Here is a 16,400-nt window from a genome sequence, read left to right on the forward strand (position 1 = left end):
CGGCATTGCGCTACCCAGTCCCGGCGGCCGCTGGTAAAATACGGCCATGGGAATGACCTTGTTCACGCGCCGCTTTGCCGCCTGGATCGCCTGCTTTGCGATCCTGCTGGCGGCGCTCGCGCCATCGATTTCCCAGGCCGTCGCCAACGCCAAGCAGGAATCCGGCTCCGGCTGGGCGGAAATCTGCTCGGTGGCCGGTATCCGTTTTGTCCAGCTTGGCCAGGCCGATGATGGCGCCGCCGATGAAAAATCGGGCGCCAAGGCCATGCAGATGGAGCATTGCGCCTTCTGTGCCACGCATGCGGGTTCCGTCGGCCTGCCGCCCACCAGCCCCGTGCTGCCGCTGCCCGTTGCCAGCGGCACGGCGATTTTCCCGGCCCTGTACTACCAGTCCCCATCCCCGCTGTTCATCTGGTCCACCGCGCAGTCGCGCGCGCCGCCCGCCCTCATTTAAGTCTTTGCATTTTTAGTGCTGGCGCTATCCACCTTGCGGTGTGAAGCGCCGCATCCGCACACTTATACGAGAATCACATGAACAAGAAATTATTGGTACTGGCCGTGGCCATCACCGTGGCCTACCCCTGCGCGCGGGCGCAGCAACTTGAGCAAACCGACCACGCCATCGACACCGTCGTCGTTTCCGGTTCGCGCGCGCAATCATGGCTGTCCGAGACACCGCAGGCCATCGGCGTCGTCAATGCCAAAACCCTGGAACGCGACAAGCCCAAGACCATGGGCGATATCCTCAACCGCATCGCCGGCGTGTACTGGAATGACCTGGGCAACGAGCAGCACAGCATGAGCATCCGCCAGCCCATCGGCACGAATGCCGTCTATCAGTACCTGGAAGACGGCATCCCCATCCGTCCGCTGGGCGTTTTCAACCACAACTCGCTCAATGAAATGAACATGGCAGGGGCCAGCGGTGTGGAAGTGGTGAAGGGCGCCGCTTCCTCGCTGTATGGCAGCAATGCCGTCGGTGGCGCCGTCAATTTCCTGACGGCCGGCGCCAGCGCCACGCCGACGGCCAAGGTGGGCGTGCGGCGCGATAACGTGGGCGGCTACACCCGTTACGACACGTCCGCCAGCGATACCTGGGGTCCGCTGGGATTGCGCTTTTCTCATTACAGTTCGCGCCGTTCGCGCGATAACTGGCAAGAGTACAGCTATGGCGACAAGGATTCGTTCTCGCTGCGCGCCGACTATGCGCTTAGCCCCACCTCGCAGCTGCGCGCCACCATCGTGCACACGGATCTCGATGCGGCCATGACGGGCAGCCTGTTCGAGAATGATTACCGCAGCAATCCCGGCAAGAGCCTGAACACGTTTACCTACCGCAAGGACAAGACCACGCGCATGAATCTGGCGTGGGAGGGCGCGACGACGCCCAATGGCACCAGCACCGTTACCGTGTTTACGCGCAAGAACGACCATGGGCAGATTCCCGCGTATTCCATCGGCAGCTGCGCGGGCATGCTGTGCAAGGGCGTCATCAACAACAACCACGTCGATTCGCTGGGGCTGGACGTGAAACACCAGCAGGAATTCGCGTGGCTGCGTTCGCGCCTGATTGCCGGCGTGTATGTCGACAAGAGCGACAATCCCTTTGTCAGCGATAACCTGTCCATTGTGCGCGATGCGGCCACGGGCCGCTACCTGCGCTATACGCTGGCCAATGCCAGTAATCCGCAGGGCGTGCGCGACTACCAGACGGACATTCTGAATACGGCCGTCTTCGCGCAATGGGAATTTTCTCCGCTGGCGGGCACGCGCGTGGTGCTGGGCGGCCGTTCGGACGCCATCCGCTACGACTACCATAACAATCTGGCGCCCGGCGGCAGCGTCAATTACGGCGCGCCCGACGAGTCGCGCAGCTTTTCGCATGTGAGCCCGAAGCTGGGCGCCACCTACGCCATCGGCCAGGCGGGCAGCGCGTATGCAAACGTCAGCCAGGGTTTTACCCCGCCCGAGGTCAGCCAGCTGTATGGCAAGACGGGCATCGCCGACCTGCAGCCGTCCGTCTACAACAACTATGAACTGGGCTTGCGCTGGGCCTTTTTGCAGGGCAGCTTGAAACTCGACACGGCTCTGTACCGCCTCGACGGGCGCGACACCATCGTCAGCTACACGCTCTCGCCGGGCAACAGCGAAAACCGCAATGCGGGACGCACGCGCAGCGAAGGGCTGGAGCTGGGCCTGAACTACGACAGCGGCCCGTTCGACGCGCGCTTCGCCACGGCCATCGCACGCCACCGCTACCTGCGCTACCAGGTCTCCGCCAGCCTCGATTACAGCGGCCGCACCATGCCGCAGGCGCCGCGCGACATCACCTCGATCGAGATCGGCTACAAGCCCATGGCCGGCGCGCGTATCGCGCTCGAAGCCGTGCACCAAGGCCGCTACTGGATGAACAACGCCAATACGGTGGAGTACAAGGGTCATGCACTGCTGAACCTGCGCGCCAGCTACCAGATCGCGCGCGGGCTGGAAGCGTGGGCGCAGGTGCGCAATCTGATGGACAAACGCTATGCCGATTCGGCCAGCAGCAGTTATTCGGGTGTGGGCAGTTACGCGGCCAATACGCAGAACCAGTACACGCCCGGTGCGCCGCGCAGCGTAATGCTGGGCCTGGGCTATACCTTCAACGCACTGTGAGGCTGGCCATGGACGATCACACTTTTCTTATCGCACGGCGTAAAAGCCTGTACTGGCGCATCCACTTCTGGGCCGCGCTGATCGCCTCGCCGTTTGCGCTGGTGGCCACCCTGACGGGCATTTTGTATGTGTTTACGCCGCAGATCGAGGCAAGGCTGTACCAGCACCTCGACCATGTGGCACCGCAAGCGTCCATGCTGCCGCTGGACGCCGCCGTGGCGGCAGCCGAACGGGCGGCGCCGCGTGGCTGGACAGTGCAACACGTGGTGCCGCCGTTTCAACAGGACGACGTGGTGCAGGTGGCGTTCGCACCGCCCGGCGGCGCGCAGGATGAACATGCGGGCCATGGCGGACATGCCGCGCCGGCCAAACCGAAATTCGGCCTGCCCGCACAAGCCATCATCGTGTATGTGAATCCGTATGACGCGCGCGTGCTGGGCAGCCTGGCCGGCAGTGAGCGCTTCGGCAACTGGGCCAAGAAGCTGCATTCGCGCCTGTTGCAAAACGATGGCTGGCGCTGGATGATCGAGCTGGCGGCCAGCTGGCTGATGGTGATGCTGGTGACGGGCGTGGTGCTGTGGTGGCCACGCGGCGCGCAATCTGGCTTGCCGAAGCGGGGCGCGCGCGGGCGCAATGGCTGGCGCCAGTGGCATGCCTTCCTGGGCGTGGCGCTGGGCATCGTCAGCGTCGTGATCCTGACGACTGGGCTGACGTGGAGCCAGCAGGCGGGCGGGCGCATCCGCGCGCTGCGCGACGTCAGCGGCCAGGCGCCGCCGCCCGTGCCGCGCGGTTTGCATTCGCGCGAGGAGGGCGCTCCGCTCGACTGGCAGGATGCCTGGCAGGTGGCGCGCAGCCATGCACCGGCCATCGCCGTGCAGCTGACGGCGCCGGCCAGCCAGGACGATGTGTGGCGCGCCACCATGGCCGACCGCAGCCAGCCCACCTTGCGCTTCGACCTGCAATTCGACGCCTACAGCGGCAAGCCTTTGTACTATGCGGGGTGGCAGGCGCAGACGGCGTTCGGCAAGGCTACGGCCATCGGCATTCCATTTCATCGCGGCGAATTTGGCTGGTGGAACCAGGCCTTGTTGCTGCTGTTCGGCGCCAGCGTGCTGTTCTCGCTGGTATCGGGCTGGGTGATGTTTTTCAAGCGCCGCTTGCCAGGCTCGCTGGGCTTGCCCCGGCTGCTGCCGGGCGCCTGGACCTCGCCATCCGCGCTGGCCTGGCTGGTGGCGGCCGGCATGTGCGCGCTGATGCCGCTGCTGCTCATTTCCGGCTGCATGCTGATGCTGCTGGAGCTGCTGCTGGCGAAATGCGGTGCGCGTATCGGCAGGATGCGACTGCGCTAGAATAAGGGGCGCGGCCAGGCTCGTTGCCATGGGCCGCACCCTTGTACTGGTTGACGCATGATATTCATCGACTTTCCCGCCTTGTCCACACTGGCCGCCGCGTCGGCCCTGGTGACAAAAAAATGCAGCTGCTGCGCCGTCCCGCTGGACTCCTGGCAACGGCTGCCCACCTCGCTGGAGCTGGATCGGTTTGAAGAAATCGGTACCCTGCGCGAAGACCCGTACGAGGAACCGACGTTTGCCGAATACCACCCGCACGGCACGCGCTATGACAGCATCGATGCGCCCATCGCGCCCCGTTACTATCCCGCCAACCTGAGCCAGGTGGCGCGCTGCCTGAACTGCGGTCGCCACTACCTGCGCTACAACGAGGCGGGCGGCTATTTCACGGAGCTGCGCATCCGCGCGCTGCGGCCGGAACTGCTGGCCGACGCGGCGTAAGGTGCTGCACGCCGTCAGTCGGCACGCAGGAAATCGAGCAGCAGTCCCGTAAATGCGAGGTCCGCTTCGATATTCGACAGATGCGACGCATCGACAGTGGCCAATTCCGCATGGAAGATGGTCTGCTGCATCAGCAAGGCATCGGCGATGGTGGTGACGGGATCGAGCGTGCCGGCGATGATCAGCGTGGGCGCGGCGATGTCCTGGATGGCGCCGCGCAGGTCGGCCTCGGCCAGTGCGTCGCAGCAGCTGGCGTAGCCTTGCGGATCCTGGCGGCGCAGCTTGTCGAGCATGGCGGCGATGGTGGCCGGGCGCGCGGCGATGAATCCCGGGCTGAACCAGCGTCCAGCCGCGCCGTCCGCGATGGCGTCGAGTCCCTCCTGGCGCACGGCGCGCGCACGGCTATTCCACCCTTCCTGTGTGCCTACCTTGCCCGCTGTATTGGCCAGCACCAGCTTGCGCAGGCGCTGCGGCGCATGGATGCCCAGCCATTGGCCCGTCACTCCGCCCATCGACAAGCCGCAGAAATGCGCTTGTCCGATATGCAGGTGGTCGAGCAGGGCGAGGACATCTTGTGCCAGCATCTGCACGCTATACGGTCCTGGCGGACTGGCCGAGGCGCCATGTCCACGCGTGTCATAGCGCAGCACGTGGAAGTGTGGCGCCAGTGCTTCGGCTTGCGCATCCCACATGGACAGGTCCGTCCCCAGTGAGTTCGACAGCACTACGCAGGGTTTGTGCGGATCGCCTTCGCTGCGGTAATGCAGTGATAGTCCATTGATGTCTGCGATTGGCATGTGCATCCCTTATCCCTGATCGCCGCCACCGACAGGCAGCACGCTGCCCGTGATGTACGACGCTTCATCCGAGGCGAGAAACAGGATCGCGCCCACTTGTTCATCGATGCTGCCATAGCGGTGCATGGCACTGCTGGCGATGGTCTGGTCGACGATGCCCTGGTACCAGCGTAGTTCCTGTTCATTGAGGGGTGTGCTGTTGCGCGGGATCGCGCGCGGCGGCGCTTCCGTGCCGCCCGTGGCGACGGCATTGACGCGGATGCCGTGTTCCGCGTTTTCCAGCGCCAGGCTGGCCGTCAGCGCATTCACGCCACCCTTGGCCGCCGCGTACGGCACGCGGTAGATGCTGCGCGTGGCGATCGACGAGACATTGACGATGGCGCCGCCGCCCTGTTCCAGCATGGCCGGCAGCACCGCGCGGCAGCACCAGAGGGTGGGAAACAGCGAGCGGCGGATTTCCGCTTCGATCTGTTCTTCCCGGTAGACCTCGAAAGGCTGTGCCCAGATGGTGCCACCCACATTGTTGATCAGCACGTCGATGCGGCCGAAATCGGCCATGGCCAGTTCGGCCAGCTGGCGCGCACCCGCATAGTGTTCCAGGTCGGCCTTGCAGACGCTGACGCGCGCGCCCAGGGCAATCGCTTCGGCGGCCACTTGTTCGATCAGGTCGGCGCGGTCGGCCAGCACCAGCTGCGCGCCTTCGCGCGCGGCGCGCAGCGCGACGCCGCGGCCTATGCCCTGCGCCGCGCCCGTTACCAGCACGACCTTGTCGGAAAATCGTTGACGATCACTCATTTTTCATGCTCCGCTGCTTGCCGAGAATTTCTCGTAGTAGAAGTTGGCGGGCGTCACGCCCGTCTCATTGAGCCAGTTGCGCACCGCATCGACCATGGCGACAGGGCCGCACAGGTACACATCGACATTGCCGCCGTTCATCCATGCCGGTTCCACGTGGGCCGTCGCATAGCCCTTGCGCGCATGCGCGCTATCGGCTGCCGCCACGCAAGTGATATAGGAAAACTGCGGATGCGCGCAGGCGATGCGGGCAAGCTGTTCCAGCTCCACCAGGTCGTGTTCGTTGGTGACGGCGTAGACCATGCGCACCGGCTGGGAAAAGCCGTGCGCGGAGAGTGCGCCCAGCATCGACAAAAATGGCGCGATGCCGGTGCCGCCCGCCAGCAGCAGGACAGGGCGCTGCAGGGGCCGCAGGTAGAAGCTGCCATAGGGGCCGGCGAAGCTGGCCGCGGCGCCCGGCTGGGCCGCGTCGCTCAGGTAGCCGCTCATCTGCCCGCCAGGGACATTGCGCGCCACGAACTGCGCCTGTGCCGCGCCCGGGGCAGAGCTGAAGGAGTACGAGCGCGTCAGGCTGGTACCCGGAATGGCCACGTTGACGTACTGGCCCGGCAGGAAGCCGAGCGCGGCAGGATCGGCCAGATCGATGGCAAACGCAATCGTCGATGGCGACAGATGCCGTACCGATGCCACGGTGCCGGCGTGGCTGGCCACGGCCGTCTTGCAGGCGGCGGAGGTGGCCGGGATCTTCACCACGCAGTCGGATGTGGGACGCATCTGGCAAGCCAGGATATGGCCTTGCGCCGCTTCTTCCGGCGTCAGCGCATCCTCGATATAGCTCGACGCGGGCAGGTCGTAGCTGCCGGACTCGCAGTGCCCCCGGCAGGTGCCGCAAGCGCCATCGCGGCAATCGAGCGGGATGTTGATTTTCTGGCGATAAGCCGCATCGGACAGCTTTTCATTGTCGTTACATGAAATGAAGCGGGTGATCCCGTCTTCGAATTGCAGGGCGATGTTATGGCTCATCGTCGGTCTCCTTGCTGGTGAAGCTTGTTAAATGTGGTACACGTCGATGACCTGGTTGATGTAATCGTTTTTCAGGACGACATATTTGTTCAGGATCAGCGGCTGTGCGCCGGAAAAATCGATGACGTAGCGCGACATGCCGAAGTAGCTGTAGTCGCGCTTGTAGCGATGGCTCAGCGTATGCCAGTTGAAGCGCACCGTACAGATGGCGCCGTCCTGGCTTTCCAGCTCGATGTTGGCGATGTTATGGCTGGTGCGCGTGTCGGGCATGGTGGCGCTGGAACGCTCGGTCTTGATGCGGAAGACACGGTCTTCCAGGCCCTGGCGGATCGGGTAGAAGATCAGCGAAATCTCGCGCTGCGGATCGGTGACCAGGGTGTCGTCATCATCCCAGGCCGGCATCCAGAACTGTGCATCCGGGTGATAGCACGCGAGCCAGTCATCCCATTGTTCGTCGTCCAGCAGACGGCTTTCGCGGTACAGGAAGCTGGCGATGTCGTGCTGCGCAATGGTGCTCATGGCTGTTCTCCTTCGGCCGCCAGCGCCTGTTTCATGACGTCGAGCCAGTAGCGGTGCTGCACCGTGTACAGACCCTCATCCTCGGTGCGCGCACCGCTCATCAGCGGCTCCAGGCCGATTTCCTGCGCCGCCGCGTCGGGGCCGGCGATCCAGTGCGTGGCGCCGCGGCACATGTCGTTCCACGGCATGGCGCTGCCCGCATAGCCTTGCTGGCAGGCGCGGAATTCTTCCAGGTCGTCCGGCGTGGCCATGCCGCTGACGTTGAAGAAGTCTTCGTACTGGCGGATGCGCTGCGCACGCGCTTCGTCGTCCTCGCCCTTCGGCGCAATGCAGTAGATCGTTACTTCCGTCTTGTCGACGGAGATCGGGCGCAGCAAACGGATTTGTGAGCCGAACTGGTCCATCAGGTAGACGTTCGGGTACAGGCACAGATTGCGCGAACGGCTGATCATCCAGTCCGCCGTCGGCTTGCCGAACTGGCGCGCATAGTCGGCATGGCGCGAGAAATTCGGCCGATCCTGCGGATTGGCCCACTGCGTCCACAGCAGCATGTGGCCTTGCTTGAAGGCATAGAAGCCGCCGCCCTGGCGGCCCCAGTTGCCCGCGTCCATGGCGCGGATCTTGTCTTCGCGCTGCGCCAGCTGCTCCTTGCGGCGGTTGGTGGTGGCCGCATAGTTCCAATGCACGGCCGAGACGTGATAGCCATCCGCACCATTTTCCGCCTGCAGCTTCCAGTTGCCTTCAAAGGTATAGGTGGAGGCGCCGCGCAGCACTTCCAGGCCGTCCGGCGACTGGTTGACGATCATGTCGATGATCTTGCCAGCCTCGCCGAGGAATTCTTCGAGCGGCGCCACATCGTCGTTCAGGCTGCCGAACAGGAAGCCCTTGTAGTTGGCGAAGCGCGCGACTTTTTTCAGGTCGTGCGAACCTTCCTTGTTAAAGCATTCCGGATAGCCCGCGTTCTCCGGGTCCTTTACCTTCAGCAGCTTGCCGCTGTTGTTGAAGGTCCAGCCGTGGAACGGGCATGTATAGGTGGCCTTGTTGCCCCGCTTGTGGCGGCACAGCTGCGCGCCGCGATGGCTGCAGGCGTTGATGAAGGCGTTCAGCTCACCTTGCCGGTTGCGCGCGATGAAGACAGGCTGGCGGCCGATATGCGTGGTGTAGTAGTCGTTGTTGTTGGCGATCTGGCTTTCATGCGCCAGGTAGATCCAGTTGCCCTCGAAGATGTGCTTCATCTCGAGTTCGAACAGGGCTTCGTCGGTGAAGGCGCTGCGGTGCAGGCGGTGGTCGCCGCTCGCCTGGTCTTCGACCAGCAGGGCGTCCAGGTCGGGCGCCGCCGCAACGGCGGGCCGGTAGGGATGGATGGGAATCATGGCATCACCTTCAGGCAGCAGCGCGGCTGCGGTCGATTTGCGAGGTCGGCGCGGTGGCCGTTTCCGCATACAGGTGGAAGTCGAAGTCGATCGAGGCGAACGGCTGCTGCAGGTCTTTCGCGGCCAGGGTTGCCGGGTCGCTGATGCGCGTCACGGCCGGCACCAGGCCTTCGCGGCTGGCGAAGGCGAAGTCGTCCCACAGGTATTCATCGCCATCGATGTTGATCTGCGTGGTCAGCTGGCGCTGGCCGTCGGCGCTGATGAAAAAGTGGATGTGGGCAGGGCGCTGGCCATGACGGCCCAGCAGGTCGAGCAGTTGCTGCGTGCTGCCGCCCGGCGGACAGCCGTAGCCCTTGGGCATGATGCTGCGGAACTGATAGCGTCCCTGTGCGTCGGCGTAGATGGTGCGGCGCAGATTGAAGGATGACTGGCTTTGGTCGAAGAACGAGTAATTGCCCATCAGGTTGGCGTGCCAGACTTCGACCTTGGCGCCCGGCAGCGGCTTGCCCTGCTGGTCATAGACGGTACCCTGCATGAACAGCACTTCAGCCTGTGCGCTTTCGCTACCGTCGTCAAGACGGGCAAAGCCTTCGCTTGCGGGGGCGCCGGCGACATACAGCGGGCCTTCGATGGTGCGCGGCGTGCCGCCGTTCAGGCCCGCCCTGGCCTCGGCTTCGTCGGCGCGGATATCCATGAAGCGCTCCAGGCCCAGGCCCGGTGTCAGCAGGCCCAGTTCGTGCGAGGCGCCGGCCTTGGACAGGAAATCGAGGCCAGTCCAGAATTCGGCGGGCTGGATATCCAGGTCTTCCATGGCCTTGCACAGATCGCCCACCAGGCGCAGGACGATGGCCTGCACGCGTGGATGGGCCGGCCGGTCGGCGGCGTCGACGATCCAGCTTTTTACCAGGGTATCGATGTCATTGTGTGTCATGTTTGTCTCCTCTGTTGGGAATGATGCTGCGGCGGTTAAAGATCGTTTGCGCGGACCGACGACGGGTGCCGGCACAGGGGCATCACCTCGATCTGCATGTAGGGGTACAGCGGCAGCGACAGCAGCAACGCGTGCAGCTCCTCGTTGCCGGCCACGTCGAAGATGCTGACGTTGGCATACTGGCCGGCGATGCGCCACAGATGGCGCCACTGACCCTGTTCCTGCAGGCGCTGCGCCAGCGCCTTTTCTTCCTTCTTCAGCGCGTCGGCCCGGTCGGCCGGCATGTTGGGCGGCAGTCTTACATCCATCCTCACGTGAAACAGCATGGCAATCTCCTTATTGGCGCGCCAGGCGGCGCAGTTTGTCGGTGTCTATCTGTACGCCCAGGCCGGGACCGGTGGGCACCTGCAGCATGAAGTCGCGGTAGACCAGCGGCTCACGCAGGATTTCCTCGGTCAGCAACAGGGGGCCGAACAGCTCCGTGTCCCACGACAGGTCGGCAAAGGTGGCGCACAGGTGGGCGCTGGCCGCCGTGCCGATACTGCCTTCGAGCATGGTGCCGCCATACAGGCCGATGCCGGCCAGCTGTGCCACGGTGGCCACTTGCTGCGCGGGGATCAGCCCCCCCGACTGGGTAATCTTGACGGCATACACGTCGGCGCTGCCGGCGCAGGCCAGGCGGAAGGCGTCGCCGGGGCCGTGCAGCGCCTCGTCGGCCATGATGGCGACGTCGAAACGGGCGGCCAGGCGACCCAGCGCGGCCGTGTTATCGGCGCGCACCGGTTGTTCGATCAGGTCCACGCCGCCATCCTGCAGTGCGGCGATGCCGCGCATGGCATCGAGCTCGCTCCACGCCTGGTTGACGTCGACCCGCACGCTGGCCGCTTCGCCCAGGGCGCGCTTGATGGCCAGCACATGCGAGACATCGTCAGCCACGCTGCGCGAGCCGATCTTCAGCTTGAAGATGCGGTGGCGGCGCAGTTTCAGCATCTGCTGCGCCTCGGCGATGTCCTGCGCCGTGTCGCCGCTGGCCAGGGTCCAGGCGACAGGCAGCGCATCGCGCACGCGGCCACCCAGCAGTTCGCTCAGCGGCACACCCAGGCGCTGGCCCTGCGCATCGAGCAAGGCTGTCTCGATCGCGCATTTGGCAAAGCGGTTGCCCTGGATGATCTTGCGCACTTTCGCCATGGCCATGGCCACACCGCTCGCCTCCATGCCGACCAGCAAAGGGGCGATATGCGTGTCGATATTCGTCTTGATGCTTTCCGGGCTCTCTTCGCCATAGTTCAGGCCACCGATGGTGGTTGCTTCGCCCCAGCCCTCGATGCCGTCGGCGCAGCGTACGCGCACCAGCACCAGCGTTTGCGACTTCATGGTGGCTACCGACATCTTGTGCGCGCGGATGGTTGGCACGTCGGCGAGGATGGTTTCTATGCTGAGTATCATATTTAATTTGTATAATGTGAGCAGGTATGTGTACGATATTCCCCGTCACACCCCACGTCCAACACTGTTTTGGTATGGTTTCAATACTTAAAAGGTATATATGGAGCTGCGTCACCTGCGTTATTTCGTCGCCGTCGCGGAAGAGAAGAATTTCACGCGGGCCGCCGAGCGCCTGCACATCGCCCAGCCGCCGTTAAGCCGCCAGATCCAGCAGCTGGAAGAAGAGCTGGAAGTGCAGCTGATCGAAAAGGGATCACGTCCCTTGCGGCTGACCAAGGCGGGACGCTTCTTTTATGCGCATGCGCAGGAGCTGCTGTCCAAGGCTGCCGACCTGAAGACCATGACCCAGCGCGTGGGCAAGATCGAGCGCACCTTGTCGATCGGCTTTGTCGCCTCTACCCTGTATGGCCTGCTGCCGGAGATCGTGCGGCGCTTTCGCGAACGCTATCAGGCGGTGGAGATCAGCTTTCACGAGATGACCACGATGGAGCAACTGCAGGCATTGAAGGAAGGCCGTATCGATGTCGGCTTCGGCCGCCTCAAGCGCGAGGATGCCGCGATACGCCGCATCGTGCTGCGCGAAGAGCCGCTGATCGTGGCGCTGCCCATGGGGCACCGGCTCGCCGCGCAAACGGGGCCGCTGAAGATGAACGACCTGCTGCACGACCCGCTCATCGTTTACCCGAAGGCGCCCCGTCCCAGTTTTGCCGACCAGGTGCTGGCCACCTTCAGCGATCGCATGATCGTGCCGCAGCAGGTGATCGAGGTGCGCGAGCTGCAGATCGCCATCGGCCTGGTGGGCGCGGGCCAGGGCATCGCCATCGTGCCCGACAGCCTGCAGGGCATGAAACGCAATGATGTCGTGTACCGCACCATCGATGACCGGCAAGCCATCTCGCCCATCATCTTCAGCGTGCGGCTGATGGACCGCTCGGAAGAACTGTCCAACATGCTGGCCGTGATCTATGAGATCTACGACGCCTGCAAGCTGCCGCACGTGAAGGAAACGCTCTGATGAAGCAACGGGTTCAGAACGCGTGGCGCACGCCCATCAGCACGCCGGACTGATTCAGCCCCGCGCCCACGGTACCGCCGGCATCGAGGGCGATGGCGGCGCCGCCCTTGTTCTGCATGCGGCCCAGAGAGGCGTGGACGGCCGTGCGCTTGGACAGGTAATAGGTGGCGCGCAGCACCGCCAGGTTGGATGCCTTCGAGCTGTCCTTGACGTCCAGGCGCGACAGCTGACCGTCAAGCTGCCACGGGCCGTCGAAGGTGTAGGACGCGCCCAGGTAATACAGGCCCAGACGGCTGTCGCTGGCCGCATCGATGCGGCGCTCGATGGCGCCGCCGCCGATCTTGGTTTGTCCCAGCACGGCGTAGCCATTGAGCGAAATGCGCCGGTCGGTATCGGCTGCGCGCACCAGGCCGTTGGCCGCGCCGGGGCCGCCGCGCAGCTGGTCGTACGAGGCCGAGGCGCCCCATGTCCTGGTATCCCAGGCCAGCATGCCCGTCATCTGGCGGCAGGCGCGCGCATTGCCGGGCACTTCCCCCGCGCAGCCGGTGGCGGCCGGCCCGCCCGTCGAAGATGCATCGCGCCCGAAGCTGTAGGTGGCGCCCACCGTCAATTCCTTGAACACGCCCAGGTATCCAATGGCGTTGTCGCTGCGCGCATTGGGCAGGTACAGATCGAGGCTGCTGATGCTGAAGATGTTGGGCCCGATGATGTCCGACCTGGCTGTGGCGAGGAAAGTCATGTTTACCTGCCGGCCCAGCATCAGCTGGCCGTACGCATTTTTCAGGCCGACATAAGCGGCGCGGCCGAACAGGCGGTTGCCCTGGCCCATGGTGCCCATGTCGGCGCCGATGCCCGTTTCCAGGGCGAAGATGGCTTGCGCGCCGCCCCCCAGGTCTTCGCTGCCGCGAAAACCGATGCGCGAGGGCAGCGAGGCCGTCAGCGACGGCATCTTGACGATGCTGTCGCCGGCGGCGTTGGCATTGGTGGTGTAGGCCACGCCCAGGTCAAGCAGACCGTACATGGTTACTTGCTGGGCGTGTGCACCCGTGCTCAGGCATCCTGCTGCGATCAGTGCCGCGCAGGCGATAGTGTTGTTCATGCTGGTCTCCGTTGTTGTTGTAAATGTTGTCGTGCTTATGATTGAACGGCGCGCGCGCGTGGCGGCATCGCCGGTGCCGCTTGCACCGAGGCCGAACGGCCATGGCGTATGAGCGATACGGCGATGACGGCGATGGCCGCGGGGATGGCGATGGCCATGAAATTCTGTTCCAGCGGCAGCGCCATGCCGACCAGCGTACCGATGGCGATGGGCGCCAGGATGGCGCCGCTGCGACCTACGCCCGATGCCCAGCCGATGCCGGTCGAACGGATCGCCATCGGATAGAACTGGCCCGCATAGGCATAGGTGACGATCTGCGTGCCGATGGTCGAGGCGCCTGCCAGGCCCACCAGCAGGAACAGCAGTTCGGTGGGCACCTTGAAGCCAAGCAGGGTAATCGACACGGCCGCCAGCGCGTACATGCCCATCAGCACATACTTGATGTTGAAACGGTCCGCCAGCCAGCCGCCGCCGACGGCGCCGATGACGGCGCCGAAATTCAGCACCAGCACGAAGGTCAGGGCCGAACCGAGGCTGTAGCCGGCGCTGGCCATCAGCTTGGTGAGCCAGGAGCTGAGCGCATAGACCATGAACAGGCACATGAAAAAGGCTATCCAGAACATCGCGGTGCTGAAGCCGCGCCCATCCTGAAACAGCTTGCCGATGGGGGCTCCCTCGGCGCGGTCCTGCGCGGGCAGGGCGAAGCGGTCGTCCGCATCGGGACGATACGACGGCTCCATGCGCGCGACGATCTGCTTGAGTTCATCGAGGCGGTTTTCGCGGATCAGGAAGGGCATCGATTCGGGCAGCGCTTTCAGGATCACGGGTATCAGCAGCACGGGCAGGCCGGCGGCCAGGAAGACGGACGACCAGCCATAGGTTTCCAGCAGTCCCTTGCCCAGCAACGCCGCCAGCATGCCGCCCACGGCATAGCCGCTGAACATCAGGGTGACCATGGTGGCGCGGATTTTCTTCGGCGAGTATTCCGTCATTTGCGCTACCACATTGGGCATCACTCCGCCGATGCCCAGTCCTGCCAGGAAGCGCATGGCGCTGAAGGTGTACGGGTCGTGCGTGAAACCCGCCGCCGCCGTGAAAACGCTGAACAGCGCGATGCAGATGGCAATCGCCTTGCGCCGTCCGATGCGGTCGGCGATGGTGCCGAGGAAGATGGCGCCAAACATCATGCCGAACAGCGCGGAACTGACCATGAAGCCCGCGTTTTGGGCCGTCACGCCCATGTCCTTCATGATCGAGGGCAGGGCGATGCCGGCGACGGCCAGGTCATAGCCGTCGCAGATGATGATGAGGGCGCACCATAGCAGCACCCCGGCGTGGAAGCGGTTGAAACGGGCCTTGTCGGATAATTCGTGTACGTCGATATGTCGCATGATGCAAGTCTCCTGGGTGTTGTTGTGGGTTGTGGCGGGCCAGCCGCGCGGCCGGATGGGCGCACGGGTGTGGTGAAATGAAGTACGGGATGTGCGTCAGGAGGGGGGCGCGGCCTGCCGCCGCCTGGCATGCAGGAGCCAGCAGGCCAGCATGCCGATCAAAATGCCCCAGAAGGCCGAGCCCAGGCCCAGGAAACTCATGCCCGAGGCGGTGGCAAGGAAGGTGATGACGGACGCTTCGCGGTGGTCTTCGGCCGCCGCTATGCCGGCGAGGTTGACGGTGATGGCGCCCAGCAGTGCCAGGCCGGCCAGGGTGGCCACCAGTTCGCGCGGCAGGGCGGCGAACAGCATCACCAGCGAGCCGCCGCACAGTCCGGCGAGCAGGTAGAACAGGCCGTTGGCCACGCCAGCGATGTAGCGCCGCGCGGGATCGTCATGCGCATCGCGTCCCGTGCACATGGCCGCGGTGATGGCGGCGATGGCGATCGTGATCCCGCCCGCGCAGGCCACGGCCAGCGAAGCCAGGCTGCTGGCCGTGAGGATGGGGCGCACCGGGCTGTCATAGCCGGCCCCGCGCAGCACGGCCATGCCTGGCAGGTACTGGCCGGTCAGGGTGGTCAGCACCAGCGGCAGCGCCAGGCTGAAGGTGCCGGCCCACGACCAGGTGGGCGCGATGAAGCGCGGCGTGGCCAGCTCCAGCGTGATGCCGCCAAAGTGCGTGTGGCCGCCGGCCCAAGCCAGCAGCGCGCCGGTGAGCAGCAGCAGCACGATGCAATAGCGCGGCAGCAGGCGCTTGAACACCAGGTAGGCGGCGATCATGCCGCAACTGAGGAGTGGCAGCGAGCCGATGGATTTGAAGGCATTCAGGCCAAATGGCAGCAAGATGCCGGCCATCATGCCGCTGGCAATGCCTTTGGGAATGAGCGCCATCAGACGGTCGAACTGGCCCATCACGCCGATGGCCAGCAGGATCAGCGCGGCCGTCAAGTACGCGCCCACCGCTTCGCTGACCGGCATGGCGGGAAACAGGGTGATCAGGAGTGCGGTGCCGGGCGCCGACCAGGCCGTGATGACGGGGATGCGCAGCTTCCAGCTGAGGAAAATACCCGCCAGCCCCGCTCCGACGGAAATGCCCCAGACCCAGGAGGCAAACATGGCATTGCTCATGTGCGCCGCCTGGGCCGCCTGGTAAAAAATCGCCAGCGGACCCGCATACGACACCAGCACGGCCATGAATCCGGCGGCCACGGCTGATACGGACCAGTCAGCCAGACGCAGCCCGCCGGCGGCCCGGCCGCTGTCGCGCGGTTCCGACGGCAGGCCGGCTGCGTGCTGCTGTGGTTTTATGCTGTGCGGCAAGATATCACCTTGGCTGTTATCTGATATATAGAGAATAGATAACTGGTGCGGTGGCGTCCAACACCGATTGGGTATCCATTCGATACTTAAAAGGTATGCGTCTCGCCGGGGCGGGGAATATGTCCGGGACGTTGCACCTGCGGAGAAATTGATATTTCCAATAGGAAATCAGTACAAACCATGATACTTTTTGCATGGTTGTTGAAC

Annotated in this window: 16 protein-coding genes; 5 read left to right on the forward strand and 11 right to left on the reverse strand. The window is 64.3% G+C overall.

Features of this window, described 5'->3' with window-relative positions; genetic code table 11:
- The first annotated feature begins 46 nt into the window (after nt 1-46).
- From O0882_RS22650 to O0882_RS22665, 4 genes are all read left to right on the forward strand, one after another.
- Nucleotides 47-454: a DUF2946 domain-containing protein gene (locus O0882_RS22650; protein WP_289951706.1), complete on the forward strand. Its 408-nt coding sequence runs from the start codon at nt 47-49 to the stop codon at nt 452-454.
- A gap of 77 nt (nt 455-531) precedes the next feature.
- The gene (locus O0882_RS22655) at nt 532-2,655 is read left to right on the forward strand and encodes a TonB-dependent receptor (RefSeq protein ID WP_289951708.1); all 2,124 of its coding nucleotides are present in this window, start codon (nt 532-534) and stop codon (nt 2,653-2,655) included.
- An 8-nt stretch (nt 2,656-2,663) separates the two neighbouring features.
- On the forward strand, nt 2,664-4,004 hold the full coding sequence (locus O0882_RS22660) for a PepSY-associated TM helix domain-containing protein (RefSeq protein WP_289951710.1): 1,341 nt from the start codon (nt 2,664-2,666) through the stop codon (nt 4,002-4,004).
- A gap of 57 nt (nt 4,005-4,061) precedes the next feature.
- Complete coding sequence (locus O0882_RS22665) at nt 4,062-4,445, forward strand: hypothetical protein (RefSeq protein ID WP_289951712.1); 384 nt, start codon at nt 4,062-4,064, stop codon at nt 4,443-4,445.
- Nucleotides 4,446-4,459: 14 nt separating this feature from the next.
- On the opposite strand, the gene pcaD is transcribed toward O0882_RS22665, so the two are convergent.
- Genes pcaD through O0882_RS22705 form a run of 8 tightly spaced genes read right to left on the reverse strand, consistent with a single transcriptional unit; the run spans nt 4,460 to nt 11,329 of the window.
- Nucleotides 4,460-5,242 carry a 3-oxoadipate enol-lactonase gene (gene pcaD / locus O0882_RS22670; RefSeq protein ID WP_289951714.1) on the reverse strand — a complete coding sequence of 261 codons (783 nt, stop codon included), beginning with the start codon at nt 5,240-5,242 and terminating at the stop codon, nt 4,460-4,462.
- A 9-nt stretch (nt 5,243-5,251) separates the two neighbouring features.
- Nucleotides 5,252-6,037 (reverse strand): 1,6-dihydroxycyclohexa-2,4-diene-1-carboxylate dehydrogenase, encoded by a 786-nt coding sequence (locus O0882_RS22675; RefSeq protein ID WP_289951716.1) that lies wholly within the window; start codon nt 6,035-6,037, stop codon nt 5,252-5,254.
- A gap of 3 nt (nt 6,038-6,040) precedes the next feature.
- Nucleotides 6,041-7,060: a benzoate 1,2-dioxygenase electron transfer component BenC gene (gene benC, locus O0882_RS22680; protein WP_289951717.1), complete on the reverse strand. Its 1,020-nt coding sequence runs from the start codon at nt 7,058-7,060 to the stop codon at nt 6,041-6,043.
- A gap of 27 nt (nt 7,061-7,087) precedes the next feature.
- On the reverse strand, nt 7,088-7,579 hold the full coding sequence (benB, locus tag O0882_RS22685) for a benzoate 1,2-dioxygenase small subunit (RefSeq protein WP_289951719.1): 492 nt from the start codon (nt 7,577-7,579) through the stop codon (nt 7,088-7,090).
- A complete protein-coding gene (benA, locus tag O0882_RS22690) occupies nt 7,576-8,952 on the reverse strand; it encodes a benzoate 1,2-dioxygenase large subunit (protein WP_289951721.1) in 1,377 nt (458 codons plus the stop codon). The genes benB and benA overlap by 4 nt, the downstream gene beginning before the upstream one ends.
- A gap of 10 nt (nt 8,953-8,962) precedes the next feature.
- A complete protein-coding gene (catA, locus tag O0882_RS22695; RefSeq protein WP_289951723.1) occupies nt 8,963-9,883 on the reverse strand; it encodes a catechol 1,2-dioxygenase in 921 nt (306 codons plus the stop codon).
- A 35-nt stretch (nt 9,884-9,918) separates the two neighbouring features.
- The gene (gene catC / locus O0882_RS22700) at nt 9,919-10,209 is read right to left on the reverse strand and encodes a muconolactone Delta-isomerase (RefSeq protein ID WP_289951725.1); all 291 of its coding nucleotides are present in this window, start codon (nt 10,207-10,209) and stop codon (nt 9,919-9,921) included.
- A 10-nt stretch (nt 10,210-10,219) separates the two neighbouring features.
- The gene (locus O0882_RS22705) at nt 10,220-11,329 is read right to left on the reverse strand and encodes a muconate/chloromuconate family cycloisomerase (RefSeq protein ID WP_289951726.1); all 1,110 of its coding nucleotides are present in this window, start codon (nt 11,327-11,329) and stop codon (nt 10,220-10,222) included.
- A gap of 100 nt (nt 11,330-11,429) precedes the next feature.
- Here O0882_RS22705 and O0882_RS22710 point away from each other — a divergent pair, with 100 nt between their 5' ends.
- On the forward strand, nt 11,430-12,344 hold the full coding sequence (locus O0882_RS22710; protein ID WP_289951728.1) for a LysR family transcriptional regulator: 915 nt from the start codon (nt 11,430-11,432) through the stop codon (nt 12,342-12,344).
- Between the two features lie 13 nt (nt 12,345-12,357).
- Here O0882_RS22710 and O0882_RS22715 read toward each other — a convergent pair whose 3' ends face one another.
- The 3 genes from O0882_RS22715 to O0882_RS22725 form a co-directional block, all read right to left on the reverse strand.
- Nucleotides 12,358-13,443, reverse strand: coding sequence for a porin (locus O0882_RS22715; protein ID WP_289951730.1), 1,086 nt, complete (start codon nt 13,441-13,443; stop codon nt 12,358-12,360).
- Nucleotides 13,444-13,478: 35 nt separating this feature from the next.
- Nucleotides 13,479-14,834, reverse strand: coding sequence for an MFS transporter (locus O0882_RS22720; RefSeq protein WP_289951732.1), 1,356 nt, complete (start codon nt 14,832-14,834; stop codon nt 13,479-13,481).
- 96 nt (nt 14,835-14,930) lie between these two features.
- Entirely contained in the window at nt 14,931-16,112 is a 1,182-nt protein-coding gene (locus tag O0882_RS22725; protein WP_289951931.1) for a benzoate/H(+) symporter BenE family transporter, read from the reverse strand.
- Nucleotides 16,113-16,400: the final 288 nt, after the last annotated feature.

Source organism: Janthinobacterium sp. SUN073, assembly GCF_030397665.1.
Taxonomy (GTDB): Bacteria; Pseudomonadota; Gammaproteobacteria; order Burkholderiales; family Burkholderiaceae_D; genus Janthinobacterium.

Coding starts and splice junctions, on each gene's coding strand:
- O0882_RS22665 (WP_289951712.1), top strand. CDS start 4,062: ATGATATTCATCGACTTTCCCGCCTTGTCCACACTGGCCGCCGCGTCG.
- O0882_RS22650 (WP_289951706.1), top strand. CDS start 47: ATGGGAATGACCTTGTTCACGCGCCGCTTTGCCGCCTGGATCGCCTGC.
- benA (WP_289951721.1), bottom strand. CDS start 8,952: ATGATTCCCATCCATCCCTACCGGCCCGCCGTTGCGGCGGCGCCCGAC.
- O0882_RS22715 (WP_289951730.1), bottom strand. CDS start 13,443: ATGAACAACACTATCGCCTGCGCGGCACTGATCGCAGCAGGATGCCTG.
- pcaD (WP_289951714.1), bottom strand. CDS start 5,242: ATGCCAATCGCAGACATCAATGGACTATCACTGCATTACCGCAGCGAA.
- O0882_RS22655 (WP_289951708.1), top strand. CDS start 532: ATGAACAAGAAATTATTGGTACTGGCCGTGGCCATCACCGTGGCCTAC.
- catA (WP_289951723.1), bottom strand. CDS start 9,883: ATGACACACAATGACATCGATACCCTGGTAAAAAGCTGGATCGTCGAC.
- benC (WP_289951717.1), bottom strand. CDS start 7,060: ATGAGCCATAACATCGCCCTGCAATTCGAAGACGGGATCACCCGCTTC.
- O0882_RS22710 (WP_289951728.1), top strand. CDS start 11,430: ATGGAGCTGCGTCACCTGCGTTATTTCGTCGCCGTCGCGGAAGAGAAG.
- catC (WP_289951725.1), bottom strand. CDS start 10,209: ATGCTGTTTCACGTGAGGATGGATGTAAGACTGCCGCCCAACATGCCG.
- O0882_RS22705 (WP_289951726.1), bottom strand. CDS start 11,329: ATGATACTCAGCATAGAAACCATCCTCGCCGACGTGCCAACCATCCGC.
- O0882_RS22660 (WP_289951710.1), top strand. CDS start 2,664: ATGGACGATCACACTTTTCTTATCGCACGGCGTAAAAGCCTGTACTGG.
- benB (WP_289951719.1), bottom strand. CDS start 7,579: ATGAGCACCATTGCGCAGCACGACATCGCCAGCTTCCTGTACCGCGAA.
- O0882_RS22720 (WP_289951732.1), bottom strand. CDS start 14,834: ATGCGACATATCGACGTACACGAATTATCCGACAAGGCCCGTTTCAAC.
- O0882_RS22675 (WP_289951716.1), bottom strand. CDS start 6,037: ATGAGTGATCGTCAACGATTTTCCGACAAGGTCGTGCTGGTAACGGGC.